General features: G+C 60.0%; 20 protein-coding genes. 13 read left to right on the top strand and 7 right to left on the bottom strand.

What is annotated here, in order from left to right; genetic code table 11:
* Window positions 1-7: 7 nt before the first annotated feature.
* A complete protein-coding gene (locus tag DXT77_RS27220) occupies window positions 8-340 on the top strand; it encodes a hypothetical protein (RefSeq protein ID WP_119429870.1) in 333 nt (110 codons plus the stop codon).
* A 613-nt stretch (window positions 341-953) separates the two neighbouring features.
* Window positions 954-1,748, top strand: a complete 795-nt coding sequence (locus DXT77_RS27215) for a hypothetical protein (RefSeq protein WP_256663055.1) — start codon at window positions 954-956, stop codon at window positions 1,746-1,748.
* Between the two features lie 45 nt (window positions 1,749-1,793).
* Here DXT77_RS27215 and DXT77_RS27210 read toward each other — a convergent pair whose 3' ends face one another.
* Both DXT77_RS27210 and DXT77_RS27205 read right to left on the bottom strand, forming a co-directional pair.
* Window positions 1,794-2,768: a tetratricopeptide repeat protein gene (locus DXT77_RS27210; RefSeq protein WP_119429868.1), complete on the bottom strand. Its 975-nt coding sequence runs from the start codon at window positions 2,766-2,768 to the stop codon at window positions 1,794-1,796.
* 51 nt (window positions 2,769-2,819) lie between these two features.
* Complete coding sequence (locus DXT77_RS27205) at window positions 2,820-3,638, bottom strand: VanW family protein (RefSeq protein WP_119429874.1); 819 nt, start codon at window positions 3,636-3,638, stop codon at window positions 2,820-2,822.
* 243 nt (window positions 3,639-3,881) lie between these two features.
* Between DXT77_RS27205 and DXT77_RS27200 the strand changes: the two genes are divergently transcribed.
* Window positions 3,882-4,703 (top strand): glycosyltransferase family 2 protein, encoded by an 822-nt coding sequence (locus DXT77_RS27200; protein WP_119429867.1) that lies wholly within the window; start codon window positions 3,882-3,884, stop codon window positions 4,701-4,703.
* 327 nt (window positions 4,704-5,030) lie between these two features.
* Here the strand turns inward: DXT77_RS27200 and DXT77_RS27195 are convergent, their stop codons facing one another.
* The 5 genes from DXT77_RS27195 to DXT77_RS27175 all read right to left on the bottom strand — a co-directional run bounded on the left by DXT77_RS27195 (window position 5,031) and on the right by DXT77_RS27175 (window position 11,764).
* Window positions 5,031-5,609: a hypothetical protein gene (locus DXT77_RS27195; RefSeq protein WP_119429866.1), complete on the bottom strand. Its 579-nt coding sequence runs from the start codon at window positions 5,607-5,609 to the stop codon at window positions 5,031-5,033.
* 105 nt (window positions 5,610-5,714) lie between these two features.
* On the bottom strand, window positions 5,715-6,782 hold the full coding sequence (locus DXT77_RS27190; protein WP_119429865.1) for a lipocalin-like domain-containing protein: 1,068 nt from the start codon (window positions 6,780-6,782) through the stop codon (window positions 5,715-5,717).
* A complete protein-coding gene (locus DXT77_RS27185) occupies window positions 6,772-9,243 on the bottom strand; it encodes an ABC transporter permease (protein ID WP_119429864.1) in 2,472 nt (823 codons plus the stop codon). The genes DXT77_RS27190 and DXT77_RS27185 overlap by 11 nt, the downstream gene beginning before the upstream one ends.
* The gene (locus tag DXT77_RS27180) at window positions 9,240-9,893 is read right to left on the bottom strand and encodes an ABC transporter ATP-binding protein (protein WP_119429863.1); all 654 of its coding nucleotides are present in this window, start codon (window positions 9,891-9,893) and stop codon (window positions 9,240-9,242) included. Before DXT77_RS27180 ends, DXT77_RS27185 begins: the two co-directional genes overlap by 4 nt.
* Before the next feature lie 173 nt (window positions 9,894-10,066).
* On the bottom strand, window positions 10,067-11,764 hold the full coding sequence (locus DXT77_RS27175) for a sulfatase-like hydrolase/transferase (RefSeq protein WP_119429862.1): 1,698 nt from the start codon (window positions 11,762-11,764) through the stop codon (window positions 10,067-10,069).
* 391 nt (window positions 11,765-12,155) lie between these two features.
* On the opposite strand from DXT77_RS27175, the gene DXT77_RS27170 reads away from it, so the two are divergent.
* From DXT77_RS27170 to DXT77_RS27125, 10 genes are read left to right on the top strand one after another with little or no spacing between them, the layout of a single operon-like run.
* A complete protein-coding gene (locus DXT77_RS27170) occupies window positions 12,156-13,508 on the top strand; it encodes a UDP-glucose/GDP-mannose dehydrogenase family protein (protein WP_119429861.1) in 1,353 nt (450 codons plus the stop codon).
* A complete protein-coding gene (locus DXT77_RS27165) occupies window positions 13,505-14,542 on the top strand; it encodes an NAD-dependent epimerase/dehydratase family protein (protein ID WP_085712112.1) in 1,038 nt (345 codons plus the stop codon). The genes DXT77_RS27170 and DXT77_RS27165 overlap by 4 nt, the downstream gene beginning before the upstream one ends.
* A gap of 18 nt (window positions 14,543-14,560) precedes the next feature.
* Window positions 14,561-15,307, top strand: coding sequence for a sugar transferase (locus DXT77_RS27160; protein ID WP_085712111.1), 747 nt, complete (start codon window positions 14,561-14,563; stop codon window positions 15,305-15,307).
* Complete coding sequence (locus DXT77_RS27155; RefSeq protein WP_085712110.1) at window positions 15,307-15,954, top strand: CpsD/CapB family tyrosine-protein kinase; 648 nt, start codon at window positions 15,307-15,309, stop codon at window positions 15,952-15,954. Before DXT77_RS27160 ends, DXT77_RS27155 begins: the two co-directional genes overlap by 1 nt.
* 20 nt (window positions 15,955-15,974) lie before the next feature.
* Entirely contained in the window at window positions 15,975-17,000 is a 1,026-nt protein-coding gene (locus tag DXT77_RS27150; protein ID WP_085733202.1) for a polysaccharide biosynthesis/export family protein, read from the top strand.
* Between the two features lie 17 nt (window positions 17,001-17,017).
* Window positions 17,018-18,610: a Wzz/FepE/Etk N-terminal domain-containing protein gene (locus DXT77_RS27145; protein ID WP_119429860.1), complete on the top strand. Its 1,593-nt coding sequence runs from the start codon at window positions 17,018-17,020 to the stop codon at window positions 18,608-18,610.
* A complete protein-coding gene (locus DXT77_RS27140) occupies window positions 18,595-19,701 on the top strand; it encodes a glycosyltransferase family 4 protein (RefSeq protein ID WP_372238698.1) in 1,107 nt (368 codons plus the stop codon). The genes DXT77_RS27145 and DXT77_RS27140 overlap by 16 nt, the downstream gene beginning before the upstream one ends.
* Window positions 19,698-21,068, top strand: coding sequence for an O-antigen ligase (locus DXT77_RS27135; RefSeq protein ID WP_119429858.1), 1,371 nt, complete (start codon window positions 19,698-19,700; stop codon window positions 21,066-21,068). Before DXT77_RS27140 ends, DXT77_RS27135 begins: the two co-directional genes overlap by 4 nt.
* A complete protein-coding gene (locus DXT77_RS27130) occupies window positions 21,065-22,033 on the top strand; it encodes a glycosyltransferase (RefSeq protein ID WP_119429857.1) in 969 nt (322 codons plus the stop codon). The genes DXT77_RS27135 and DXT77_RS27130 overlap by 4 nt, the downstream gene beginning before the upstream one ends.
* Window positions 22,026-23,162, top strand: a complete 1,137-nt coding sequence (locus DXT77_RS27125) for a glycosyltransferase (protein ID WP_119429856.1) — start codon at window positions 22,026-22,028, stop codon at window positions 23,160-23,162. The genes DXT77_RS27130 and DXT77_RS27125 overlap by 8 nt, the downstream gene beginning before the upstream one ends.
* Window positions 23,163-23,164: the final 2 nt, after the last annotated feature.

The raw sequence follows: 23,164 nt of genomic DNA, 5'->3' as shown, positions 1-23,164 counted from the left end.
GGCTTGTATGGAAAAAATTTTTTACGCCGCAGATGCATATGTAAGTACATACGCACAAGGTGCCGACCTTCTCATTATAAAATCAGCAAACGGCACCTTATATGGCGCCTCCTTTGAATTTGACATATGTACAAAGGACATCGAAAAAGTTGCCATAAAAAAGGGTGAAATCTTTAATGAAGCCGACAAAAAATTTGAAGAAGCAGAATGGATGGAATTCACCGACGATATTGGAACCACTCCAGCCAGCTGGTTGGACATTATGGATTCAGGCCTATCCAACTTCATCTCCGGCTATCAACTTGAAAGCGAAATGACAATTCACAAATTCAAAACCTAAGCGAAAGAAGGGGACAGATTTATTATTCGCGGAAGAAAATAAATCCCCCCCTTCTCACGTTCGAGGAAAAAATGACAGCGCAAAAACATATCCCACGAAGTGTATAGCATAGGCTTGACGGGATAAGCTACGACAACATCGCGCAAGAGCTAGAATCCGAAGAACTGTCAATAAGAAAATGGATTTCAGTGCATGCCATTTACAAGTATTCCTTCACCAACGACCCAAACCAATATTACGATTTCATCCACCAATCAAAAAGCTCCCGATACGCGGCTGTAATATTTACAATCCCTACCAAAAAACGGGGACAAACTTATTTTTCGTTACACCAGTAACACTAAACATCAACCCGGGTTTAACCACCACAAAGGACTGTCTTTTGATACATCTAACACGCCTCCTAACCCTATTTCTCGCACTGATTTTTTCAGTTCACGCAACTGCCCTATCTCTACGCTCAGAGCACCGTTCCGACGGTACAGTTGCTTTATTACTGACAAATGATCCCTCTTCGCCAAGCCTCCCGAAACTCAACGATGATCCGGCGATCCGTTCCGCATTGGTTGATTTCCTCGGTTATGCAACAGGCAGCTATACAAACGACAACACAATGATCGTGCAACAGGTTCTCGAATCGCTGGATTCAGAACTTTCATCTTTTGACGAAGGAGTTCCTGCCGGAAAAACCATGATCACGGCGATGAACGACGGGAACAACGGCCTCGAGCGGGCTGCATTGCTGCTGGATGAAAAGGGTCAGCTGGTTGCGGTCGGACTGGTAAACGGACACTGCACAGTAAAATCCCGAGAAGAAGCGTTGACCTGCAATGATCTGCCGGACACGGTGTTGACTATTTTCCAGCCCAAAGGCTCGAAAAAAGATGATGCCGCTTCTCTTGTAACCTGGAGCAAACAGTTACCGCCCATGCTGGCCATCCGCGCCGAAAGTGATGACCCGGAAACACGGGCCACTGCGCAGAAAATTGCGGCTGTCGAATATGTTTCTACAGATCCGGAAAAAGGGGCGTGGACCACCTCGCAACTTCCCGCCGACTTCCCCAAACCCATGCTCTCGATGCTTCCTCAACGGGCTCACTTGATCGGAGCCGGAGCACATGGCGAATTCACGACACCCGGCATGGAAGGCACGCCCATGGAGGGGGACTGGGATGAGATGGCTGGCCGGCCTCAACATGAGTTCGAGGTGATCCTGCGTACCTATACCGACTACGCAAGCGTACTGGACTTCTACAAGCTGCAAGCCAAAGACGCCGAGATCAGCGGCAACGACAAAAAAGCACTGGTCGAAGGTTATATCGGTGGCGCGACCTACAAAGTGGAAATACGCAACAAGGAAAAAGAAGGCACCGTAATAACACTCTCAGCCTGGAAACAGGAAGTCTGATGACTAACAAGGGGCGACCCCTGTCGCCCCTTGTCGCTTACCACTTCAAAGGCTGTTTAACGCCTCCTCTGCCCCTGGAGCCGAGCGTTCAACTGCCTTGAGTATCCAGAATTTCGCCTTGGCTTTGCTCTTGGTCAAACCACCTCTGCCTTGTGCGTACATGTTTCCCAACGCCAATTGGGCCTTGCCATATCCAGCATCGGCCGCCTTGCGATAGAGACTGGCAGCCTCGCGTTCATTGCGCTTCGCTCCACGGCCCTGTTCGAACATCCGAGCCATTTCATACTGGGCGTATTCATTTCCCTGAGCCGCCGACTTGCCAAACCAATCGAAGGCACTGGCTTCATCCTTTTCGACACCACGTCCTTCAGCCAGGACTTCTGCAAAATCAAACTGTCCGGAAGCATTCCCCGTCTCGGCGAACTTACGGAACCATTTGGCTGCGGCTACATCATCCTGTGGACCCCCATCTCCTTTCTGGTAAATCATCGCCAATAGCATATAGGCATTGGGATAACCGCCCTCTGCGGACTGGTGGTAGTAGGCCAGAGCCTTGTCTATATCCTTGAGATTTTTTATCGAGCGACCACCACGATGGTAAATCTGCGCCAGTTGGAATTGCGCTTTCGCATTGCCCTGCTCAGCTGCTTTCAGACTCCAGTAAACCCCAGCGTCCTCACCTTCTACGCTCCAGTCTGAACTCAGTTCGTGGGCAAGTTCGGTTTGTGCCTCGGCATTACCTTGTTCTGCGGGTTTGCGAAACCACTCCTCAGGCATGCCAGGTGAAAATTGTTCCACCACACCGCAAAGATCCTCCTGAATGGCTTTGCCAAATTCCAGTTGTGCTTGCAGGTCGCCCTTTACCGCGTCCTCATGCAAGCGCTCCGAGTTAGGCGAACAAACCCCGCCCTTCATCGCGTCGTACAATGCTCGCGGCGGCTGTGCCCACGTGTTGCCAGCGTTGAACAGAATAAAAAACGCCACGCTGGCAGGGATAAACGTCTTGAAACTACGGTTCATTGAAACGTCCTTGTGAATCGATCAAAGTAAAAACAACTACAAACAATAGATTTACGTCACCTCAAAAGCCTCCTCTTCAACCTCATACTTAACCACCACCCGATTCCCATACAACTTCTCCCTCTCCACCAACGCCCCCACCTGCCCCTTCTCCCTCACCTCCCGCCAAATCTCATTCTCCCGAAACACCCTTCCCCCCTCCCGCACAAACCGGTGCCCCAACTCAAACACGTGATACCGATACTCCCGTTCCCGATCACACAACAACTCCCCCTCCAGTTGCGTCTCCCCCACCTTCAGCTTCAGCTGAAAGCTCCGATCCGTCGGGTTGTGCAGCACCAGGTCGATGTAGTTGTAGAAGATCGCCGCGCCGGAGCCGAACGGCAGGACGCGGCCGTCGTCCGGGAAAGGGTCGAAGCTGTGGTTGGCGCGTTCGATGACGACCAGGGGTGAGTGAATGGCCATCCAGTGGATGAGGTTGCTGAGTTGGCAGATGCCGCCGCCGATGCCGGTGCGGGCCTGGCCGAAGGACAGTTCCATGCCTTCGACGTAGCCGCGTTGGCGGGTCGGGCGGCCGACGAGGCGGCAGAAGGAGAAGTATTCGCCGGGGGCGATGGTGACGCCGTCGATGGCGGCGACGGCGAGTTTGAGGTTGATGACTTTGTTGTGTTGCAGCGCCGGGTCGGAGTCGCCGAGTTTGCGGATCAGTTTGGAGGTGTGTTTGAGGTAGCGATACGGCAAGCGCTCAGGCGTCGCGGCGGGCCGTGCGTAGCGTTTGCTCGAGCAGTGCCAGGCGATGTGGCGGAACAGTCTTTTTTGCCACACGCGCAGCCAGTAGAGGGCCGGGTGGTAGAGGGAAAGTGGTTTCATCCGTGGCGAACGGCGCGGGCCGTTGTCTTCCTTGATCTGAAAAGGGCGGCGCATCTTACCGTGGAATATCGCCGTGTGCGCTGCTCGCGCAGGCGTCGCAAGCCGTTACAAGTCGGCCGACGCCGAGCGTTTCGAAATTAAGTTTGAACTAAGGTTGCGTCCCTACCATCCGGGCCACGAAGCAGCGAGTGCGAGCGTTGATTGCCGCACACAAAGCCATTCATTTCGATGTGAGCCCAGTCCATGAGAGAGTTTGATTTCCCCTCGGCACAACAGCCCGCGTTCAGTCTTGTATTGGTCAATTACAAAACCCCGGAAATAACCCGGATGTGCCTGGAGTTTCTCCAGGAATACGTCAAGGAACAGCAAATTCCGGTGTGGGTGGTGGACAACGATTCTGCCGACGAAAGCCTGGCTTACTTGCGCTCCCTGGACTGGATCAACTTGATCGAGCGCCCTTCCCCTTGCAAAGAAGCCGGGCATATTGCTCACGGCAAGGCACTCGATCTGGCACTTGAAAAGGTTGAAACCGATTACCTGTTTTTACTGCACACCGATACTTTCGTATTCGACAGCACTGTCTTTTCAATAATGATGAAAGAGTGCATGCAATCTTTGGATACAGCAGCCGTCGGTTGTGTCGAACAGCTTGACCGGGGTGTTTTAAGAGACACCTGGCGCTTGTCTTCGCGTTACTTCAAACACTATTTCCGGCGAGCAAAACTGCAATTGGGCCTGCGTTCCCGGGAGCCAAAACCCTACCGGGAAACCCACCTGAAGAGCTTCTGCACCTTGTGGAATGCCCGGTTGATCAAGGCTCATGGTCTGCATTTTTCGATGGATGACCGGGTCCCGGGATACACGCTGCAGGATCGATTAAGCAGCCTTGGTTACGGCATCAGATTTCTTTCGCCGCGGACGATCTTCCGCTACCTGGACCACATCCAGGCCGGCACCGTGGCGGCTGCCGGTGGCTACGCGAAAACCCACCGCCGCACCACCATGTACCAGCAAACACTCAAGCGTATTCAGATGCAGCAAGGCATGCGGCCTGCCAAATCCTGAGAACAATAAAAAAGGGCGACTTCACAGTCGCCCTTTTTTATCCGAATTCTTTAGTCCTCTCTCCGGAGGAGGTGTCCGCCCAGTGTAATGGCCTGGCAATCCATGCACCGGTAAAGAGCCCTGACACTGGGCGAACGGGAAGGATTTTAATGGAAGTTGGCGGATATGTCGTGCTAATTGAGGATGAAATTTATGTACTAAAACGTTAACGGATATTGATCACCGATATTTCCCGAGAAACTTTCAGAATTATCGGATCCGTTCACTTTATATGACTGTTCTCATACCACTACTTGTACAAGAACAGTCACGCTGTAGAGTTAATACTCAGCTTTCATGTTCACTGGTCACTTTTAATACATCGGTGTAAGTGACCACGACACTCTGCCCGATTTTCAGATCTTTCAGCTTGGCTTGGATTTCAGGCTTTTCGACATTGAGGGTTTTCGACTGGCCCGAAGGGTTTTCCAGGGTGACCTGGTTTTTCTTCAAATCAATTCTGGTGATTTTCAGTTGTACCTGAATCTGGCGGAATGCTTCACCGCCAGGGTTGCTGCTGCCCACGGCGTTGCGCAGCTCGCCGGTACGCTCGGTGGAGCCAGGCAGACCTTTATCCACGTCGGTGTCCAGGAAAGCCGCCACGGAACGGGTGACTTGAATGTCGACCTTGTCGCCAACCTTCAGGTTGGCGAGGTTTTTCGCCTTGTCGCTGAGCTGAACATGCACCTGGCGACCTTCTTCGCCTTCAAGGACAACCTGATGATTGGCCGGATCAACCGCCAGGACTTTGGTGGTGACCTGATCCTTCTCGACAGTCGCCGACAAAGGTATATCGGCCGCGAACGCCGTGGAGGCGGACAGGACAGTGGCGAGGGCAATGGCGTGCGACAGTGATTGAAGCTTCATAAGCGGTACGTTCCCTGTGATGGATGGCAGCACACGGCGCATTCGGCGCCGTGCGTGCCAAGGAGCATAGACGCTGATCCGCCGTCGCTCTTGGCACAGGGTGAATCAGTACCCGGTCATCTCCAGATAACCGCGCCCGCCCTGACTGCCGCTCAACCGCACCGGCCCTTCCCAGTACGGAATACGCAACCCCATCCAGGCGCTTGGATTGATTGCATCGAGGGTGATCTGCAGGTTCTTTTCCGGAATCCCGATCGACCAGCGCACTGGCATCGAACGACCCGCAACCTTCGCGGTTTCCTGCGGCGTCAGTTTGATCTGGTCAGAGTGCAGCGTTTCAGTCTGGCCATCAGCGCCAATCCAGGTGCCGGTGAGGTACGGCGCGCCCTCCTTTTGGCGCATGCGGTAAAGCATGACGTGCGCGCCGTCATCAAGGTGCAGGGAGAACCAGTCCCATCCCGTCTGGTTGGCGGTCAGCGGTTGGCTGCTCCATTCGCGGTCGAGCCAGGCCGGGCCGTTGACGGTGTAGGTCTTGCCGTCGATTTGCAGGGTGCCGCTGGCCTGGAAAAACGGCTGGCTGTAGTAATACGACGCCTGGCCCTGTTCGGATTTCTGACTGAAACCGTGATCACCTTGCAGCACCAGCGGACGGCTGGACGTCAGCCGCAGTTGGTAGCTGAAGTTTTTGTCCTTCGCGCTGAGCTGCATGTCGCCCAACGGATCGCTCGCCTGACTGACGAAGCGCCAGTCGTCGATCCACGCCTCGAACGGCACCGCACTCACTCCCGCCTGCCCGACGCCGCCACGGGCATACCGCTCGGCGGCGTGATGGACGCTGGCCGAGGTCACCGCCGCATGACCGAGCCAGATCGTTTGATTGGCCCAGCCCGTTTGCTCCGGCGAAGCATTCAACGCGCTGCGAAACAACGTCCACTGCACGCCAAAGTCATTGCCCTGGGCATCCTTGAGGTTGGCGGTCACGTACCACCACTCGATACGAAAACCGTCGTGGGCGCCGTGATCCGCCGGAAAGCTGAACACCCGCCCCGGCACCACCGGCGTAAAGGCCTGCGCCTGAGCGCCCATCCCGGCGAAGCCTTTCTGCTCCGGCGCCGGTTTGTCGCAGCCACTGAGCAACAGCGCCAGGCACACCACGGCGAAGTTAATCCTCATGGGCAAACGTCCTCAACAAGTCCGCCGGTTGCGTGCGGTACAGCGAATACAGCGGCCACGCCGAGGCCAGTAGCGTCGCCAGCAGCGCCAGCCCGGTCAGTTGCAGCAACTGCAACGGAAACACCCGCAACGGCAGGCGCCAGCCAAAGGCCTGCACATTGATCACCGCATCCAGACACCACGCCAGCCCGATGCCCAACGGCAACGCCAGCACCAGGGTCAGCACCGCCAGCAACCAGGTCTGGCCAAGGTTGAGCAGCATCAGTTGCCGCCGCGTCACACCCAAGGCCCACAACGGCGCCAATTGGCCGAGGCGGCTCTGGCTCTGGGTCAGCAGACTGATGAACAACGCCACACCGGCGACCGCCAGCGTCAGGCTGTTGAGCGCAGCCGTCGCGGCAAAGGTCCGCTCAAAAACCTGCACCGACCAGCCCTTGAGCCGCGCCTGATCGACGATGCGGCTGTCGTCGAGCTGGAAGCGTGCCTGCAAGGCGCTGAGCAATGCCGGAATCTTTTCCGGCTCGATCCGCAGGTTGAAGCGATTCGGCGTCAACTGCGGCCAACTGCGCAGCAAATGATTGCTGTTGACCAGCACATGACCCTTGGGATTGCCGTAGTCGGCGTAGATCCCGACGATGCGCGGCGACCATGACAGACCCGGCGTGGGAATCGTCAGGTGATCCCCCGGCCGCACCTTGAGCCGGCGCGCGAGTTGCTCGCTGAGCATCACCGCATCATCCGTGGCCAGCAAAGCCCAAGGATCGTTGCCCCGGGCTTCGAGCAGCGGCCAGTGCTGACGATAGTGCGGATGGTCGATGATGCCGAACACCTCGGTCGGCCAGCCTTGCAGCGTCACCGAAACCTGCCAGTTGGGCAGGATCGCCGTGACACTCGGCTGTTGCTTGAGCCAGCTGTACAGCTCGCGGGCCTGAGCCGGATTGTTCGGGTTCAGATAGAGCTCGGCAGTGAGCCGTTGTTCGAGCCAGTCGTTGAAGGTCTGGCGGAAACCGGCGGTCATGCTGCCAGCGCCGATGTTGGCTGCCATCGCCAGCAACAGCGCCATCAACGCCAGACTCAGTGCCGGCAATTGCTGTCGGCAGTCGGCGAGAAACCACTGCCCCAGCACCGAACGACGGCGCCCGAGCAAACCGTTCAACAGCGCACTGAGCACCACCGGCAGCGCCAGCGCGGCGCCGAGCAACAACCCGGCCATCAACACAAATCCGCTGGCGAGACTGTCGCCCAACACCAACGCGATCAACGCAATCGCCGCAAACACTCCGGCCACCCAGCCCTGCCGACGCAACCAACGTGCATGCTGTTCATGCCAGGCCTGCGGATCGGCCACCGCCAGCAACGGCAGCCGCGCCGCTCGCAGCAGACTGTTGGCCCCGGCCAGCAACGCGCCGAGCAGGCTCAAACCGATACCGCTGAACCACCACCAGGGACTCAGGCGCAACTGCCCCGCCACTTCCGCGCCATACAACCCGCGCAGGCTGGCGGCGACATCCGGCAGCAGCACACTGGCCAGCCAGTAGCCGCTGACGACGCCAAACAGTCCGCCGATCAACGCCAACGCACCGAGTTCGACGATCAGGCAAGCGATCAGCATTCGCGCACTGACACCGCAGGCACGCAACGTGCGCAGCAGCCCGCGACGCTGCTCCAGCGCCAGACCGATGGCGGCATGCACGATGAACAGGCCGACGACAAACGAGAGAAAACCAAGGGCATCGAGGTTGAGGTGAAAGCTTTCGGTCAGCCGCGACAGATTGTTTTCTTCGCCGCTGCTCTTTAACTGCAACTGGCCTTTGAACGCGGCCGGTACGTCGGCATGAAAATCCTTGGGCAACAGCAGCCGCGACAGTTGATCGGATTGTTCGAGCACGCGTTGAGCGACACCGATGTCCACCAGCAGCACGCCGGGCGCCATGTCTTTTTGCGCCCGCAGCGGCGGCAACGTCTGGCCGGTTTCGGTTTGCGGTGTCGCACCCTCGGTCAGATTCAACGCTTGCAAGGTGTCGGGGGAAATCCAGGTGCTGCCCGGCGGGCTGAAGAATTCGACGATGCGCTCGATCGGCATCGCCTGCCCGGCCACCGCACTGTCGGCCGGCAGCGACACCGGTTCGATGCCCATTAGTTGCAGGCGCTGGGATTCATGGCCCTTGAGGATCAGACGGCCTTGCAGCACCGGCGATACCGGCCAGCCCTGACGGCGCAGATCGACAAACCACTGCTGGGAAAACGTCGCGCCATTCGGCGCACTCAGGCTGGCCTGGGGTTCGCCGCCGATCATCTGGCTGGCGCGAGCGTAACTGTCCCGCGCCTGACTGTTGAGCGCCTCGACACCGGTCAACAGGCTGGTGGCCAGCCACAACCCGGTGAGCACGCTGAAAAACTGCACCGGGTGTCGCCGCCAGTGACTGAGCAAGGCGATCAGCGTTTGCCGGAAAACCCTCACGTCAAACGACCGCTGGACAACACCACCCGCTCCGCCAGTCGCGCGGCCACGCGCTGACTGTGGGTGACCATCAGCAACGTGGTCGGCGTGTCGTCGAGCAACTCCAGCAACAGCCGCAGCACCTCGTCGCTGGTCGCTTCGTCGAGGCTGCCGGTCGGTTCATCGGCCAGCAACAATTTGGGCCGCGACGCCAGCGCCCGGCCGAGCGCGACCCGTTGCTGCTGACCGCCGGAAAGTTGTTCGGGATAACGCTTGAGCAGATCGCCCAACCCCAGACGCTGTACCAGATGATTCTGCCAGCGCGGGTCATGGCACCCGGCAAGTCGCGCCTGAAACGCCAGGTTGTCTTCGATACGCAGGCTGCCGATCAGGTTGTATTGCTGGAACACCAGACCGATTTCCGTGCGCCGCCAGTTGGCCAGTTGCGCTTCGCTCATTGCGTCGAGTCGATGTTCGCCGCTGCGGATGCTGCCGCTGTCGACTTTATCCAGACCGGCGATCAGGTGCAGCAGCGTGCTCTTGCCGCTGCCCGACTCGCCCATCAGCGCCAGACTGCTGCCGGGCTTGAGCGTCAGGTCGATGCCTTGCAACACAGGCAGCGGGCCTTGGGGGGTGAGGAAGCTTTTGAAGACGTTTTGAACCTGGAGCATGCCGCCATCCGATCGATCCGTGTCGGCCAAGGATAGCGGATACAAGGAATGGATCTGAACTCTGCAGTGTCTGATCCGCCCTCATCGCGAGCAGGCTCGCTCCCACAGGGAACCGCATTCCAAATGTGGGAGCGAGCCTGCTCGCGATAAGGCCAGCCAAAACAACCAATAAATCACTGACCCACCGCCACACTCGTCGGCGCCTCACCCGGCGTGACGATGCTGTTCAGGTCGATATGCTTCCACTCGGGCCTGGCCCCCAACCGCGCATTGAAGCGGTAGTTGAAGGTGAATTCGTCCGTCGTCGGCACGCTCAGCGGTTTGCCGTAGACCGACTCGATCCCCGTCAGGTCGTAGCCCATCAACTGCAGCAGGGTCGGGAAGATGTTGTAGTGACTGGAGCGGTCCTTGTTGGCCGCCAGTTGTGCCGACCAGTCGAGGGTGTGCAGCTGATCGCCCTGAATCACCACCAGCGGCACCAGTCCTTCTTCTTCCACCGGATCGCCGCCGCAATGGGTGTTGAGCCCCGGGTTGCCACGTTCGTGCAGGTCCTGGCCGTGGTCCGAGGTGTAGATCAGCAGCGCGTTGTTCAGGTTGGCTTGGGCAAACACCCGCGAGAAAAACTCGCCGACATTCCACAACACGGTGTTCTTGTAGGCGTTGCGGTACAGCACCCAGTCATCCGGCTGGCCGTTGAAGCCGTCGCGCTTGCCGGTGTCGGCGATTTCGGTGAACTGGCCGCGCGGCAAGGTCGGGCGATAAGCCATGAAAGCGTCCGGGTATTTGTCATGCACCGGGAAATGCGCGCCGACCTTGTTGATCACCACCAGCTCCGGTTTGTCGTCGTTGAGCAGCTCGATCAGCTTGGCAGCGGCGGCCATGTCGCGGTCGCGGACGCTGGTCTGGTCGAATTGCACGAATTCGTCGATGTCCTTTTTCTCGGTGTCGGTCATCAGGTTCTGCAGGTTGCCGCCGGTGCGCTGGGCGTCGATGTACACGGTGCGCAGGCCGGCCTTTTTCGCGTATTGCCAGATTGACGGCAGCGTACTGTTGATGCGCATGTAATCGGCGCGGGTGCCGCCGTAACGCAGGGTGACGTTGGTGTCGGCGCTGCAATTGGCGATGGACGCCGCATAGCCGTAATTGAAGATCTCGACGCCGGGATGCACCTGCTTGAGGTTGCTGTGCACGCCGAACGGCGCGTTGATGTCCAGGTAATTGCCGGAAATGCTTTCGTCGATGATCAGCACGATGTCGTGGCCCACCGCCGGGCCGTTGCGCGCCAGGGTCACCGGCTCACGGGGGCCGACGGTGTTGTGCAGCGCCTCGTAGCCAAACAGGTTGAGGTAGGCCAGCGGCGTGTACATGATCGGCAAACCCCGTGCGCCCTCCCCGGCCCGCACGAACAGCACGGCGCTGAGCAGCAACACCCCCAGCACCGGCGCCGCGACTCGCAACGCGTTGGGAACCGGAATCGAATGACGGGGCCGCTGGCCGATGCCGACCAATAGCAAAAGACCGTTGAGCACCCCGTGGACGATCGCATCCCGGTATTGGTACGCCGCTTCCTGGATGAAGCCACCCGAATACACCAGCGAGACAAAACTGCTGTACGTCAGGTAATCGGCGGTGACCCGTGTATAGACATCAAAGAACACCGCCGAAATAAACATCGCCAATGCGAACAAGTGCCGAATGAAAGTCTGCCTTATATACGCCGTTAGTAGTAATGCGAAAGTCAGCGCCAAAAACATCGCGCCAAAAAGCAGTACTGCCGGACCGATACCCATGGCGTTTAAACGTTCAAGGTAATAATCGGAATAAAGCAATAGATAAATAACTAAAAGCAGTTCTTTCAAATATCGAAACATGGCGGTTCCGGGGCGCTGCCGACGGGGCACGGTCAATGAATTGTCGGTCAATTTCTGACACTAGCACCGCGCTATCAAAGCGCAAGAATTGTCGGACTTTTGCCAAAAGCGTCAAAAAAACATTGACTCATTACTGACACACCCAAGTCTCTACAGCCCTTGAATTTTGCGGCCTACGACCGTTTATCGTTTTCTTTGAATTGTGAAAAACATGTCAAGGACGGGACAAATCCAGATGCAGCAAGTACTTGATGGCTATTAGCCCCCAAAAACGGGGGTGTTATACACATGCAACATGTCATTTTGCTGACACGCTTTTCCCACCCTGCGCTATACCCCTTTTGACAGTTCCAATTCGATCTTCCTCCACCGTCTTACGAGGCACGCCAATATGGACGTGAGCGTATTTGGTACGGGCTATGTTGGCCTGATACAAGCTGCGGCACTTGCCGATATCGGACATCGAGTACTGTGTGTCGATATAGACCCGAACAAGATTAAACAACTGCAACAGGCAGTTCCGCCTATCAGTGAACCGGGTCTGTCGGCAACTTTGGAAGAAAACATCAAGGCCGGGCGCTTGCTGTTCACCACTCAGGCCAGCGATGCCGTTGAACACGCCGAACTGATCTTCATCGCCGTGGGCACTCCGGCTGACGAAGACGGTTCCGCCGACCTCAGCCACGTGCTCAACGTGGCACGGCAGATCGCAAGCTTCATGGAGGCCGATCGCACCCTGATCATCAAGTCCACGGTGCCGGTCGGCACGGCGGATCAGGTACTCGACACCGCCAACAACGAACTGCGCCGACGCGGCAAAAGCGGCCTGAACGTGCGGATCGTGTCCAACCCGGAATTCCTCAAGGAGGGCAGCGCCCTCGCCGACTGCATGCGCCCGGACCGGATCATCGTCGGCACCCTGGACCCTGAAGCACGGGAACAGTTGAGCGAACTCTACGCGCCGTTCTGCCGCAACCACGAAAAACTGATGTTCATGGACAACCGCAGCGCCGAGCTGACCAAGTACGCGGCCAACGCGATGCTCGCCACCCGCATCAGCTTCATGAACGAACTGGCCAACCTCACCGAATTGCTGGGCGCCGACATCGAAGCCGTGCGCAAGGGCATCGGCTCCGACCCGCGCATCGGCTATCACTTCATCTACCCCGGCTGCGGCTTCGGTGGCTCGTGCTTTCCCAAGGATCTGCGCGCCCTGCTGCACACCGCCGAGCACAACGGCATGCCGCTGAAGTTGCTGCGCAGTGTCACCGACGTCAACGATACGCAGCGGCACATCCTGTTCAGCAAACTGAAAGCGCAGTTCCCCCAAGGCCTGGCCGGCAAGTCCATCGCCATCTGGGGCCTGGCGTTCAAACCCAACACCGATGACATGCGCGAAGCCCCCAGCCGTTATCTGATGGATGCCCTGTGGGCCGAAGGCGCCAGCGTGCAGGCCTACGATCCTGAAGCCATGTCCGAATGCCGGCGCATTTACGGTTACCGCGATGACCTGCACCTGTGCGCCACCCGCGACGACACTCTGGAAGACGCCGACGCACTGGTGATCTGCACCGAGTGGAAGAACTTTCGCGTGGTGGATTTCGAACTGCTGGCCGACAAGCTGCGTTCGAAGGTGATCATCGACGGGCGCAATCTCTACAACCCGGAACAAGTGGCGGCCGCCGGCTTGCACTACAGCGGCATCGGTCTGCGGCATATCGCGCCTGACGGGTTGCGGTCATGAAAATCCTCGTCACCGGTGCGGCCGGGTTCATTGGCGCTCATTGCGTGTTGCGGCTGATGCGCGACGGGCATCAGGTCATCGGCCTGGACAATTTCAATGCCTATTACGACCCGCAGCTCAAGCATGACCGCGTGCGCTGGGTGCGCGGCCAGGTCGGCGATTTCCAGATCGCCAGAGTCGATCTGGCCGACGCCGCCGCGGTCGATGCGCTGTTTGTCCGCGAGTGCCCGCAAGTGGTGATCCACCTGGCGGCGCAGGCCGGGGTGCGTTATTCGCTGGAAAATCCACAGGCCTATCTGAACAGCAATCTCAGTGGTTTCCTGAACATTCTGGAAAGCTGCCGGCACCACCCGGTCGAGCATCTGATCTATGCCTCGTCGAGTTCGGTGTACGGCGCCAACCAGCACACGCCGTACACGGTGCATGACGACGTCAATCATCCGCTGTCGCTGTACGCCGCGACCAAAAAAGCCAATGAGCTGATGGCCCACAGCTACAGCTACCTGTTCGGCATTCCCTGCACCGGGCTGCGCTTTTTCACGGTGTACGGGCCCTGGGGCCGGCCGGACATGTCGCCGATCCAGTTCGCCCGGGCCATCACCGAAGGCCTGCCGTTAAAGCTGTTCAACTACGGCCTGCACCAGCGTGATTTCACCTACATCGACGACATCGTCGAGAGCATTGCCCGCCTCACGGTCCACCCGCCGCATACCCATCCGGAATGGGACCGTGAGCACCCTGACGCGGGCAGCAGCATGGCGCCGTGGTGCCTGTTCAACATCGGCGGCCACCATCCGGTGGAGCTGAAAACCTACCTGGCCCTGATGGAAAAACACCTCGGCCAGAAAGCCATTGTCGAGCTGCTGCCCCTGCAACCGGGTGATGTGCTCAACACCTGTGCCGACACCGACGATCTGGCCCAGGCCACCGGGTTCCAGCCCCGGATAGAGCTGGATGAAGGCCTCGGGCGTTTCATCGCCTGGTATCGCGATTACTACCCGACTGCCTGTCGCCCACGCGCCGTTCGCGGCTGAACACCAGCGGAGGACTCCATGACTGGACATGAGAAAGGTGTACCGATCCAACATCTGGTTCGTGACAAACGCATGGATCCGGAACACCGAATGCGCCTCGACGCGGCCATTCACCGCCAGGGGCAAGGCTGGGTGACCGGACGCGAGGGTGGTCGGCCATGGCAGCTGTCGCGCACCAACCGGGTGCTGGCCTGCTTCGGCGCGCTGGTGATTCTGGTGATGATTTCGCCGCTGCTGATCGGCCTGGCACTCGCCATCAAGTTCACCAGCAAAGGCCCGGTGATGTTCGTGCAGAAACGCACCGGCTATCGCGGCCGCAAGTTCGGCATGTACAAATTTCGCACCATGGTCGCCAACGCCGAAGAACTGAAAGAGTCGCTGCGCCACCTCAACAAGCACGGTGCCGACGCCATCGACTTCAAGATTGACCAGGATCCGCGCATCACCCGGATCGGCGGCTTCCTGCGGCGCACCAGCCTCGACGAACTGCCCAACCTGATCAATGTGGTGACCGGCGACATGCGCCTGGTCGGCCCTCGTCCGACCTCGTTCAACGCCTACCGCTACAAGGACAAGCACCTCGCCCGTCTGGCGATCTACCCCGGCATGACCGGCCTGTGGCAGATCTCCGGGCGCAGCAATATCGACTTCGACCAGCGCGTTGAGTTGGACCTCAGCTACATCGCCGAGCAGAGCCTGTTGCTTGATTTGAAGATCCTGTTGAAAACCCCTTTCAAAGTATTCAGCGGCCACGGAGCAAGCTAATGGACGGTTCAACCAACAAAAGCCTGAGCATTGCCAGCCCCAGCGAGTCGAACCTGACGTCGACCGTGCTGGACCTGGATCTGCGGATCCTGTTCCTGACCGCCGCCAACCCCGGCGCCGGCACCACCACCAGCGCCCTGGCCATGGCCAGTCAACTGGCACAGATGAGCAGCGGACTGGTGTTGTACGTCGATGCCAGCCAATCGGCGAACAACCTCACCCAGCAACTCAACCTGGGCAAGGAGCGCGGTCTGCGCGACCTGCTGTTCAACCCCGACAACCCACCGCTGTTGCAGGACTGCGTGGTGCAGGTGTCGAGCCTGCCCTTCCATGTACTGCCCAACGGCCGGCCGATCCGCACCATGGACATGCTCACCGCCGAGCGCCTCAGCCCGTTGCTCGACCAGTTGGGCAGCCAGTACCGCTTCGTGGTGATCGACGGCGATGCCGTGTACTCCGCCGCCGACACCCTGGTGCTCAGCACCCAGGCCGACGGCGTGGTGTTCGTGGTCCGTGCCGAGGACACCCGCTGGGAAGTCGCCCAGGCCGCGGTGCAACGGCTGACCCAGGCCGGGGCGAAAGTGGTCGGCAGTGTGTTCAACCGGCGCAAGTACTACATGCCCAAATGGCTGTACAAAAACCTGTAAGCAACGCGAGGGATGACGCAATGAACGCCAAGATACTGGTTCTGCTGATGCTGCCGCTTGCAGGTTGCTCCAGCAACTCCGAAACCCAGACCATGCCGGTGAATATCCTCACCGCCACCCCGGCCAACGCCCAGGCCACCGACATGCCGAAGGTCGAGCAGACCCTGCGCCCGCAGGATGTGCTGGACGTGATCTTCCACATCAGCACCAGCGGCTCGGATGCTTACCGCGTGCAGTCGGGTGACCAGATCGGCCTGAACTTCACCGCTGCCAGCCAGCTCAACGGCAATCAACTGGTGCTGCCGGACGGCACCATTAATCTGCCGGGCGCCAACACTTCGGTGAAAATCGCCGGGCTGACCAGCGATGAGGCCCGGGATGAAATCCAGCGCGCCTATCAGCGCAAACAGTTGTTCCAGCCCAATCGCAATCAACTGACCGTGCAGATCATCAGTCCGCTGACCAACGAGCAGAACCTGAAAAGCGCCCTCAACCACCCGGCCACCGGCATGAGCCGCGAGATCACCGTGGGCACTGACGGCTACGCGAGCTTCCCGGAAATCGGCGCCGTGCCGCTGCAAGGCATGACCGTCAATCAACTGGAAACCTTCCTCAACAAACGCTATGCGCAACTGCCGGGAAGGATGACCGTGGACGTGCTGCTCAAGTCCACCGCCGGCAACGAGATCTATGTGCTGGGTGAAGTCGGTCAGCCAGGTTCCTATCCGATCCGCCGGCCGGTTTCTGTGCTCGAAGCACTGACCCTGGCCCGAGGCACCAACGTCAAGGCGCGTCTGGACTCGGTGATGATCATGCGGCGCAACGGCAATCAGGTGCAGGCCGTGCGCTACGACGTCGAGAAAGCGCTGGCCGGCGACGCCTCGCAGATTGCCTACCTGCAACCGGACGACATGCTCTACGTGCCGAAGACCAAACTGGCGAGTGCCGGTGATCTGGCCCGGCAACTGGCCGACGTAGTGCTGTTCCAGGGCGTGGGGTTCAGCTTCGGCTACCGCGTCGACAACAAGGGCAGCAACAACAACTGACTCTCGGGTGACCTGACATGAATCCAAAGGAAAACTACCTGCATGAGTTCTTCAGGATCTTCTTCGCCAACAAGCGACTGGTGAAGCGTGTCTTCCTGATCTTTGCAGTGATCGCGCTGGTGCTGCCGATGGTGCTCAAACAGAGCTTCGATATCACCGCCCAGGTGATCGTGCAGTCGAAAAAACTCTCCCAGGGCGATGCCACCACGTCGCTGACCGTGGACAACGCCACCTTCATCCCGCCGTCACTGGCGGACATGGAGACCGAGAGCAACATCCTGCGTTCGCCGGCGCTGATCCGTCAGACCATCAGCGAATTGCGGGACAAGGGTGAATACACCCCGCCCCCCGGAATGTTCGCCAAACTGATCGGCGATCCGTTCCGGCGCTACATCACCTCGCCCCTGCGTCAGTACCTGATCAACCCGCTGCGCAATCTGCTGGGGCTGGAGACCGATCCGGTGCGTGACACCGTGCTCGACGGGCTGACGCAACAGGCCATCGACAGCCTGAAGATCGAGACCCTGCCCGGCTCCAACGTGATTTCGATCGTCTACAGCTTCCCGGATCCGCATCAAGGCACGACTTTCGTCGCCGCCCTGCTGCAGAACTATCTGGTCAGCCGTCAGGCGCTGCAATCGATCGACCTGCCGCAGTCCTTCTACGAGACCAAAAAGCACCTGTATCAAGTGCGCCTCGACGGCCTGGAAGCCAATCGCCAGGCCTTGCTGGAACGTGTCGGCGCGGCGGATCCGAAGGAAGAAATCACCTTCCGCCTGAACGCGATCAACACTGAAGAGCAGGCACTGAACCTGTATCAGGATCGCCTGCTGCAAAGCCAGCGCTGGCTGGAATACCTGAAAACCAGCCTGGCCGCCGCCAGCAACAACAAGCTCAATGACTACACCTTCCCCTACACCTTCACCACCACCGTCGACAACGTGGCGTTCGAAGACCGGGAGATCAAACAATTGGGCGAGCAACTGACCACCCAGGTCAGCCGCTACATGAACGATCTGGCGGTGTTCCAGCCCGGCAGCGAGCCGATGCTGTTGACCCGCGAACAGATCGCCCGCACCCGCCAGCAGTTCCTCAAAGTGGTGAGCAACCGCATTCAGGAACGCACCAACGATCTGGCGGTGGTGCAACAGGTGATCGATCAGAAGACGGCGCGCATCGCCGAGTTCAAGTCGCGCATCCATGACCTGCAGCAGACCCAAAGCAAACTGCGGCAGATGGACACCGAAATCGACGCCCTGCACGCCGCGTTCTCGACCTACGCCCAACGCTTCGCCGAAAGCAGCACCACCCGCGCGTTGAACGACGACCTGTCGAACGCCCGGGTCCTGAGCCCGCCGTTCGAGCCGACCGAAGCGGCGTTCCCCAAACCGCTGCTGATCATTCCGTTCGGTCTGTTCACCGGTCTGCTGCTGGCGATTGCCCTGGTCTACGTGCGTGAGTTCTTCGATCACCGCTTCAAACACCCGGCGCAAATCAGCCACGAGCTGGGCGTACCGGTGCTGCTGGTGATCAACGATCAGAGCACCCAGCCCGGCAATCCGCACAAGAACTGGACCGTGCCAAGCTTCGTGCACTGGGTGCGCAATTGAACACGCCGTCCTCCCCGAACGCCGCGCTGCCGATCATTCATTTGCTCAGCAGCGGCGGCTTCTACGGGGCCGAGCGGATGTTGCTGGATCATTGCCTGGCGACACCGGGGCAGCATCAGGTGCTGTTTCTCGATGCGCCAGCAGAGCTGATCGAGCGCTTTCGCGAGGCCGGCGTCGATGCGCAAGGTTGCGCCGGACTCGGTGCACTGCTCGGGCATCTGCGCCAGCGCCGGGCGGAGCGTCCGTTGATCAACACCCATAATTTCAAGGGCCTGTTGTTCGGCTGGGTGGGCGCTTCGCTGTTGCGTCTGCCGCTGGTGATCACGCAACACGGTTTCACCCCGCGCAGCCGCAAGCAGAAGTTCTACACCTGGCTCAGCCTGCAACTGTGCCGCACTGCCTCGGTGGACCGGGTGGTGTGCGTGGCCGAAAGCATCGCGGTGCTGCACCGCCAGGCCAGCGTGCGGGCGGAGAAGCTGCAAGTGATCCCCAACGGCCTGCCGGCAGCGGTCGCTCAGCAAACGCTGCAAGCTGAAAATCCGCGCTGGCTCGCCGGATATGTCGGCCGGCTGAGCAGCGAAAAAGGCCCGGACCTGTTTCTCGATGCCCTGATCCCGCTGTGTCATCAGCACACGCAGCTCGACGCTGTGATGCTTGGTGACGGCCCGGAACGCGAGGCGTTGCAGGCGCGGATCGACGCCGCCGGGTTGCAGCAGCGCATTCGTCTGCCGGGTTATCAGAACGATATGCGCCACTGGTGGCAGCGACTCGACGCGCTGGTGATCAGTTCGCGCACCGAAGGCACACCGATGATTTTGCTCGAGGCCATGCAGACCGGCGTGCCGGTGGTGGCCTTTGCGGTCGGCGGGATTCCCGATGTGCTGGAACACCGGCACAACGGCCTGCTCGCCGCGCCGACCGACAGCAACGCCCTGGGCCGTCAGCTCGACACGCTGCTGAGCGACAGCGGGCTGGCGCGCAGGCTGCGGGACAACGCAAAACGCACACAACAGGACCGCTACGACCTCAAGGCCCTGGCCGAACGCTGGTCGCAGCTGTACATCCGCACGGCACGGGAGGCACGCGCATGATTTTCCCGCTCTCGATCGTCAGCTTGCTGGGTCTGGTCTGCATAGCCTTGCTGGCCAGCCCCTGGCCCTATCTTGCGCCGGGCGCGGTGCTCGGTCTGGTGGGGTTCGCCGTGCTCTACCGCAAGCCGACCTGGGGCCTGCTCGGCATCGCCGCGCTGGTGCCGTTCGAGGGTTTCTTCAAGGACAGCTCGCTGTCGGGCAGCAAGCTGATCGGCGCGTCGCTGGCCGTGATCCTGATGCTGCAACTGGCAATGCATCAGATTCCGGCGGAACGCCTGCGCAGCAACATCTGGCGTTACCTGATCTGGTTCATGGTTCTGTACTTTCTGAGCCTGCTCAACACCGATGACATGGGCATGTCTCTGGGTCATCTGCGCGAACTCAGCGTCGGTCTGATCCTGTTCGTCATCACCTTGCTGATCGGTCGCGAATTGAACCTCGACCTGTTCGCCCGCCTGGTGACGCTGGCCGTCAGCGCCACCTGTGCGATGGCGATGTTTTCGACCAAATTCCAGGATCAGGGCCGTGCCGCCGGCCTGCTCGAAGACCCGAACGCCTTCGCCATGCTGATCGCCTTCGCCGTGCCGCTGGGCCTGCTGCTGATCATTCGTAGCCCCAACCTGTTGCACCGGTTGTTCTGGGGCGGTTGCTGTCTGCTGCTGCTCGGCGGCATGACCAAGACCGAATCGCGCTCCGGGCTGGTGGTGCTGGCGTTGAGTCTGGTGATCGGTTGCTGGCACTACCGCGCGCAACTGACACGCATCCGCCCACGGCACTTGGGCTTCGCCATGCTTGGCCTGGCGATCGTGATTCCGCTGGCGATCTATGCGATGCCCGCCGGCTATCTGGCGCGTATCCAGTCGCTGAGCGTGCTCAGTGCCGGCGCCCGTGGCCACGATGACGAATCCCTGGGGCGCCGCGCTTCGTACATCGTGGTCGGCAGCCAGATGATCCGCGAGAACCCGCTGCTCGGTTCCGGCCCCGGCACCTTTCCCCTGCATTACGCCACCACCGGATACGCCAAGGCGTTTTCCGCCAACCGCAAGATCGGTGACCTGTACCGCCGGGCCCACAACACCTACCTGGAAATCTTCAGCGAACTGGGGATTCCTGCCGGGCTGCTGTTCGTCGGCATGCTCGGGCTGGGCCTGTACAACCTGATCCGCGCACGCCGCGCCTGGATGCAGCGCCGCGACTGGGAACAGGCCGACATGATGACCCACCTGGGGGTGGGCTTCCTGTCGCTGACCCTGTTTCTGATGTTCCTCAGTGCACCGAACCAGAAGTACGTGTGGATCATGCTCGCGCTCACCAGCGTCCTGCGCCTGAAGGCCGAGCAAGCACCGTTGGTGGAGACCAGGGCATGAGCCGGATCAGTGTCGTCATCCCGATGTACAACGAGGGCCGCCACATCGGCCGCACCCTGCTGGCGGCGCAGAAAGCCGCCCATGCGGCCAATGTCGAGTGCGAACTGATCGTGGTCGATAACGGCTCCAGCGATGACGGCCCGCAGATCGCCCGCCAGTTCGGCGCGCAAGTGCTGGTGGTGCCGGGCGTGTTGATCGGCGCCCTGCGCAATCGCGGCACCGCCGTCGCCACCGGTGACTGGCTGGCGTTCATCGACGCCGACATCGAGATGCCCGAAGACTGGCTCACCGGGCTGTTCGCCCTCGAAGCCGAGGGCCACGCCGATGTGTTCGGGCTGGATCTGCACACCCCCGCCTCTGCACCGTGGTACGCCGTGGCCTGGCAACGCCGCACCCTGCGTCCGACCAGTCACACCGCCCACGCCGTGGACTGGTTGCCCAGCTCCAACCTGCTGATGCATCGGCGCTGGTTCGACAAGGTCGGCGGGTTCAACGAGTCCCTGCGTACCGGCGAAGACAAGGAGTTCACCCTGCGCCAGAGCGAACAGGGCGCGCGGCTGCTGTCGGTCAACGAATCCGTGGCCCTGCACTGGGGCTACGAAATGAACTGGCGCGAATGGATGGGCAAGGAAATGTGGCGCCAGGGCAGTCATCTGCAACTGCTGCGCACTCACGGTTTCAGTTTGCGCCTGCTGCGCTTTCCGCTGTTGTCGCTGGCGGCGTGGCTGCTGGACCTGCTGGCGATTTCCGCGCTGCTCAACGGTTTTCCCCATCACGCCGCGGTCATGGTGTTCATGACCACGATCCCGGCGCTGGTTCTCAGCATTCGTCAGAGTCGCCGCCAGCACGATATCGGCCTGACCCTGCAACTGTGGGGCCTGCATTGGGTACGCCTGCACCTGGCCGGCGCGGCGTTCATTCTCAGTCTGTGTCATTGGAACGCCAGGAGGCCTGCCCGTGGCTGAGTTCATTTTCTGGATGTGCCTGTTGCTGCCGGTGTACGCCTACGTCGGCTACCCGCTGCTGCTGACGCTGCTGGCGCCGCTGTTTCCGGCGTGGCGCCACAGCCCGGCGCCACCGCTGAACATCAGCATCGTGATCGCCGCGCACAACGAGGCACGGCATATCGAACACAAGCTGCGTTCGCTGCTGTCCCAGGATTATCAGCCGGCCACCCTGCAAATCATTCTGGCCAATGACGGTTCCAGCGACGACACCGTGGCTTGCGCGCACAAGGTGGTCGACCCACGGATCACCGTGCTCGACCTGCCGCGCCAGGGCAAGGCCGCGACACTCAATGCCGGCGTGGCCCTGGCCACGGGCGACATTCTGGTGTTCACCGATGCCGACAACCAGTGGTCGCGGGAAACCCTCGGCTACCTGCTCGCGCCCCTCAGCGATCCGCAGGTCGGGGCCTGCGCCGGGCACATGGTGATCCCGGTCACTGGCGGTGGCTTGAGTGTCGGCGACAGCCTCTATCGGCATTACGAAGGCTGGCTGCGCCGGGTCGAGAACCGCACCGGTTGCATGGTCTCCGCCGACGGTGCCCTGCTCGCCCTGCGCCGGGAACTGTTCGAAGACGTACCGGCGGAAGTCAACGACGACTTCTTCATCAGCACCTGCGCCCCGGTCAAATTCAAACGCATCGTTTACGTGCCTGAAGCGCAAGTGATCGACCACGGCGTCGATGAAGCGGACAAGCAATTCCGCCGGCGCCAACGGGTCACCGTCGGCGGCCTGCAAAGCCTGGCCCAGCGCAGTGAGCTGCTCAACCCGCTCAAGCACGGGCTGTACTCGATTGCGCTGATCAGCCACAAACTGATCCGGCGGCTGGCGCCGATCCTGTTGCTGCCGCTGCTGCTGAGCAATTTCTGGCTGTGGGACGACCACGGTTTCTATCGCCTGAGCCTGATCGCGCAACTGATCGGCTACGCCATCGCGATTGCCGGTCTGCTGGATTCGCAACACCGCTTACCCAAACCGTTCCGCCTTGCGGCATTCCTGCTGGTGACATTGGCGGGCATGAGCATCGGCCTGTGGCAGTTCCTGCGCGGCCAGCGTTACGCCCAGTGGAACCCTGACCAAAACCGTTGAGA

The organism is Pseudomonas sp. 91RF (assembly GCF_003576265.1).
GTDB lineage: Bacteria > Pseudomonadota > Gammaproteobacteria > Pseudomonadales > Pseudomonadaceae > Aquipseudomonas > Aquipseudomonas kribbensis.
Note: the sequence above shows the minus strand (reverse complement) of the source record. Positions and strands in the feature narration are given on the sequence as shown.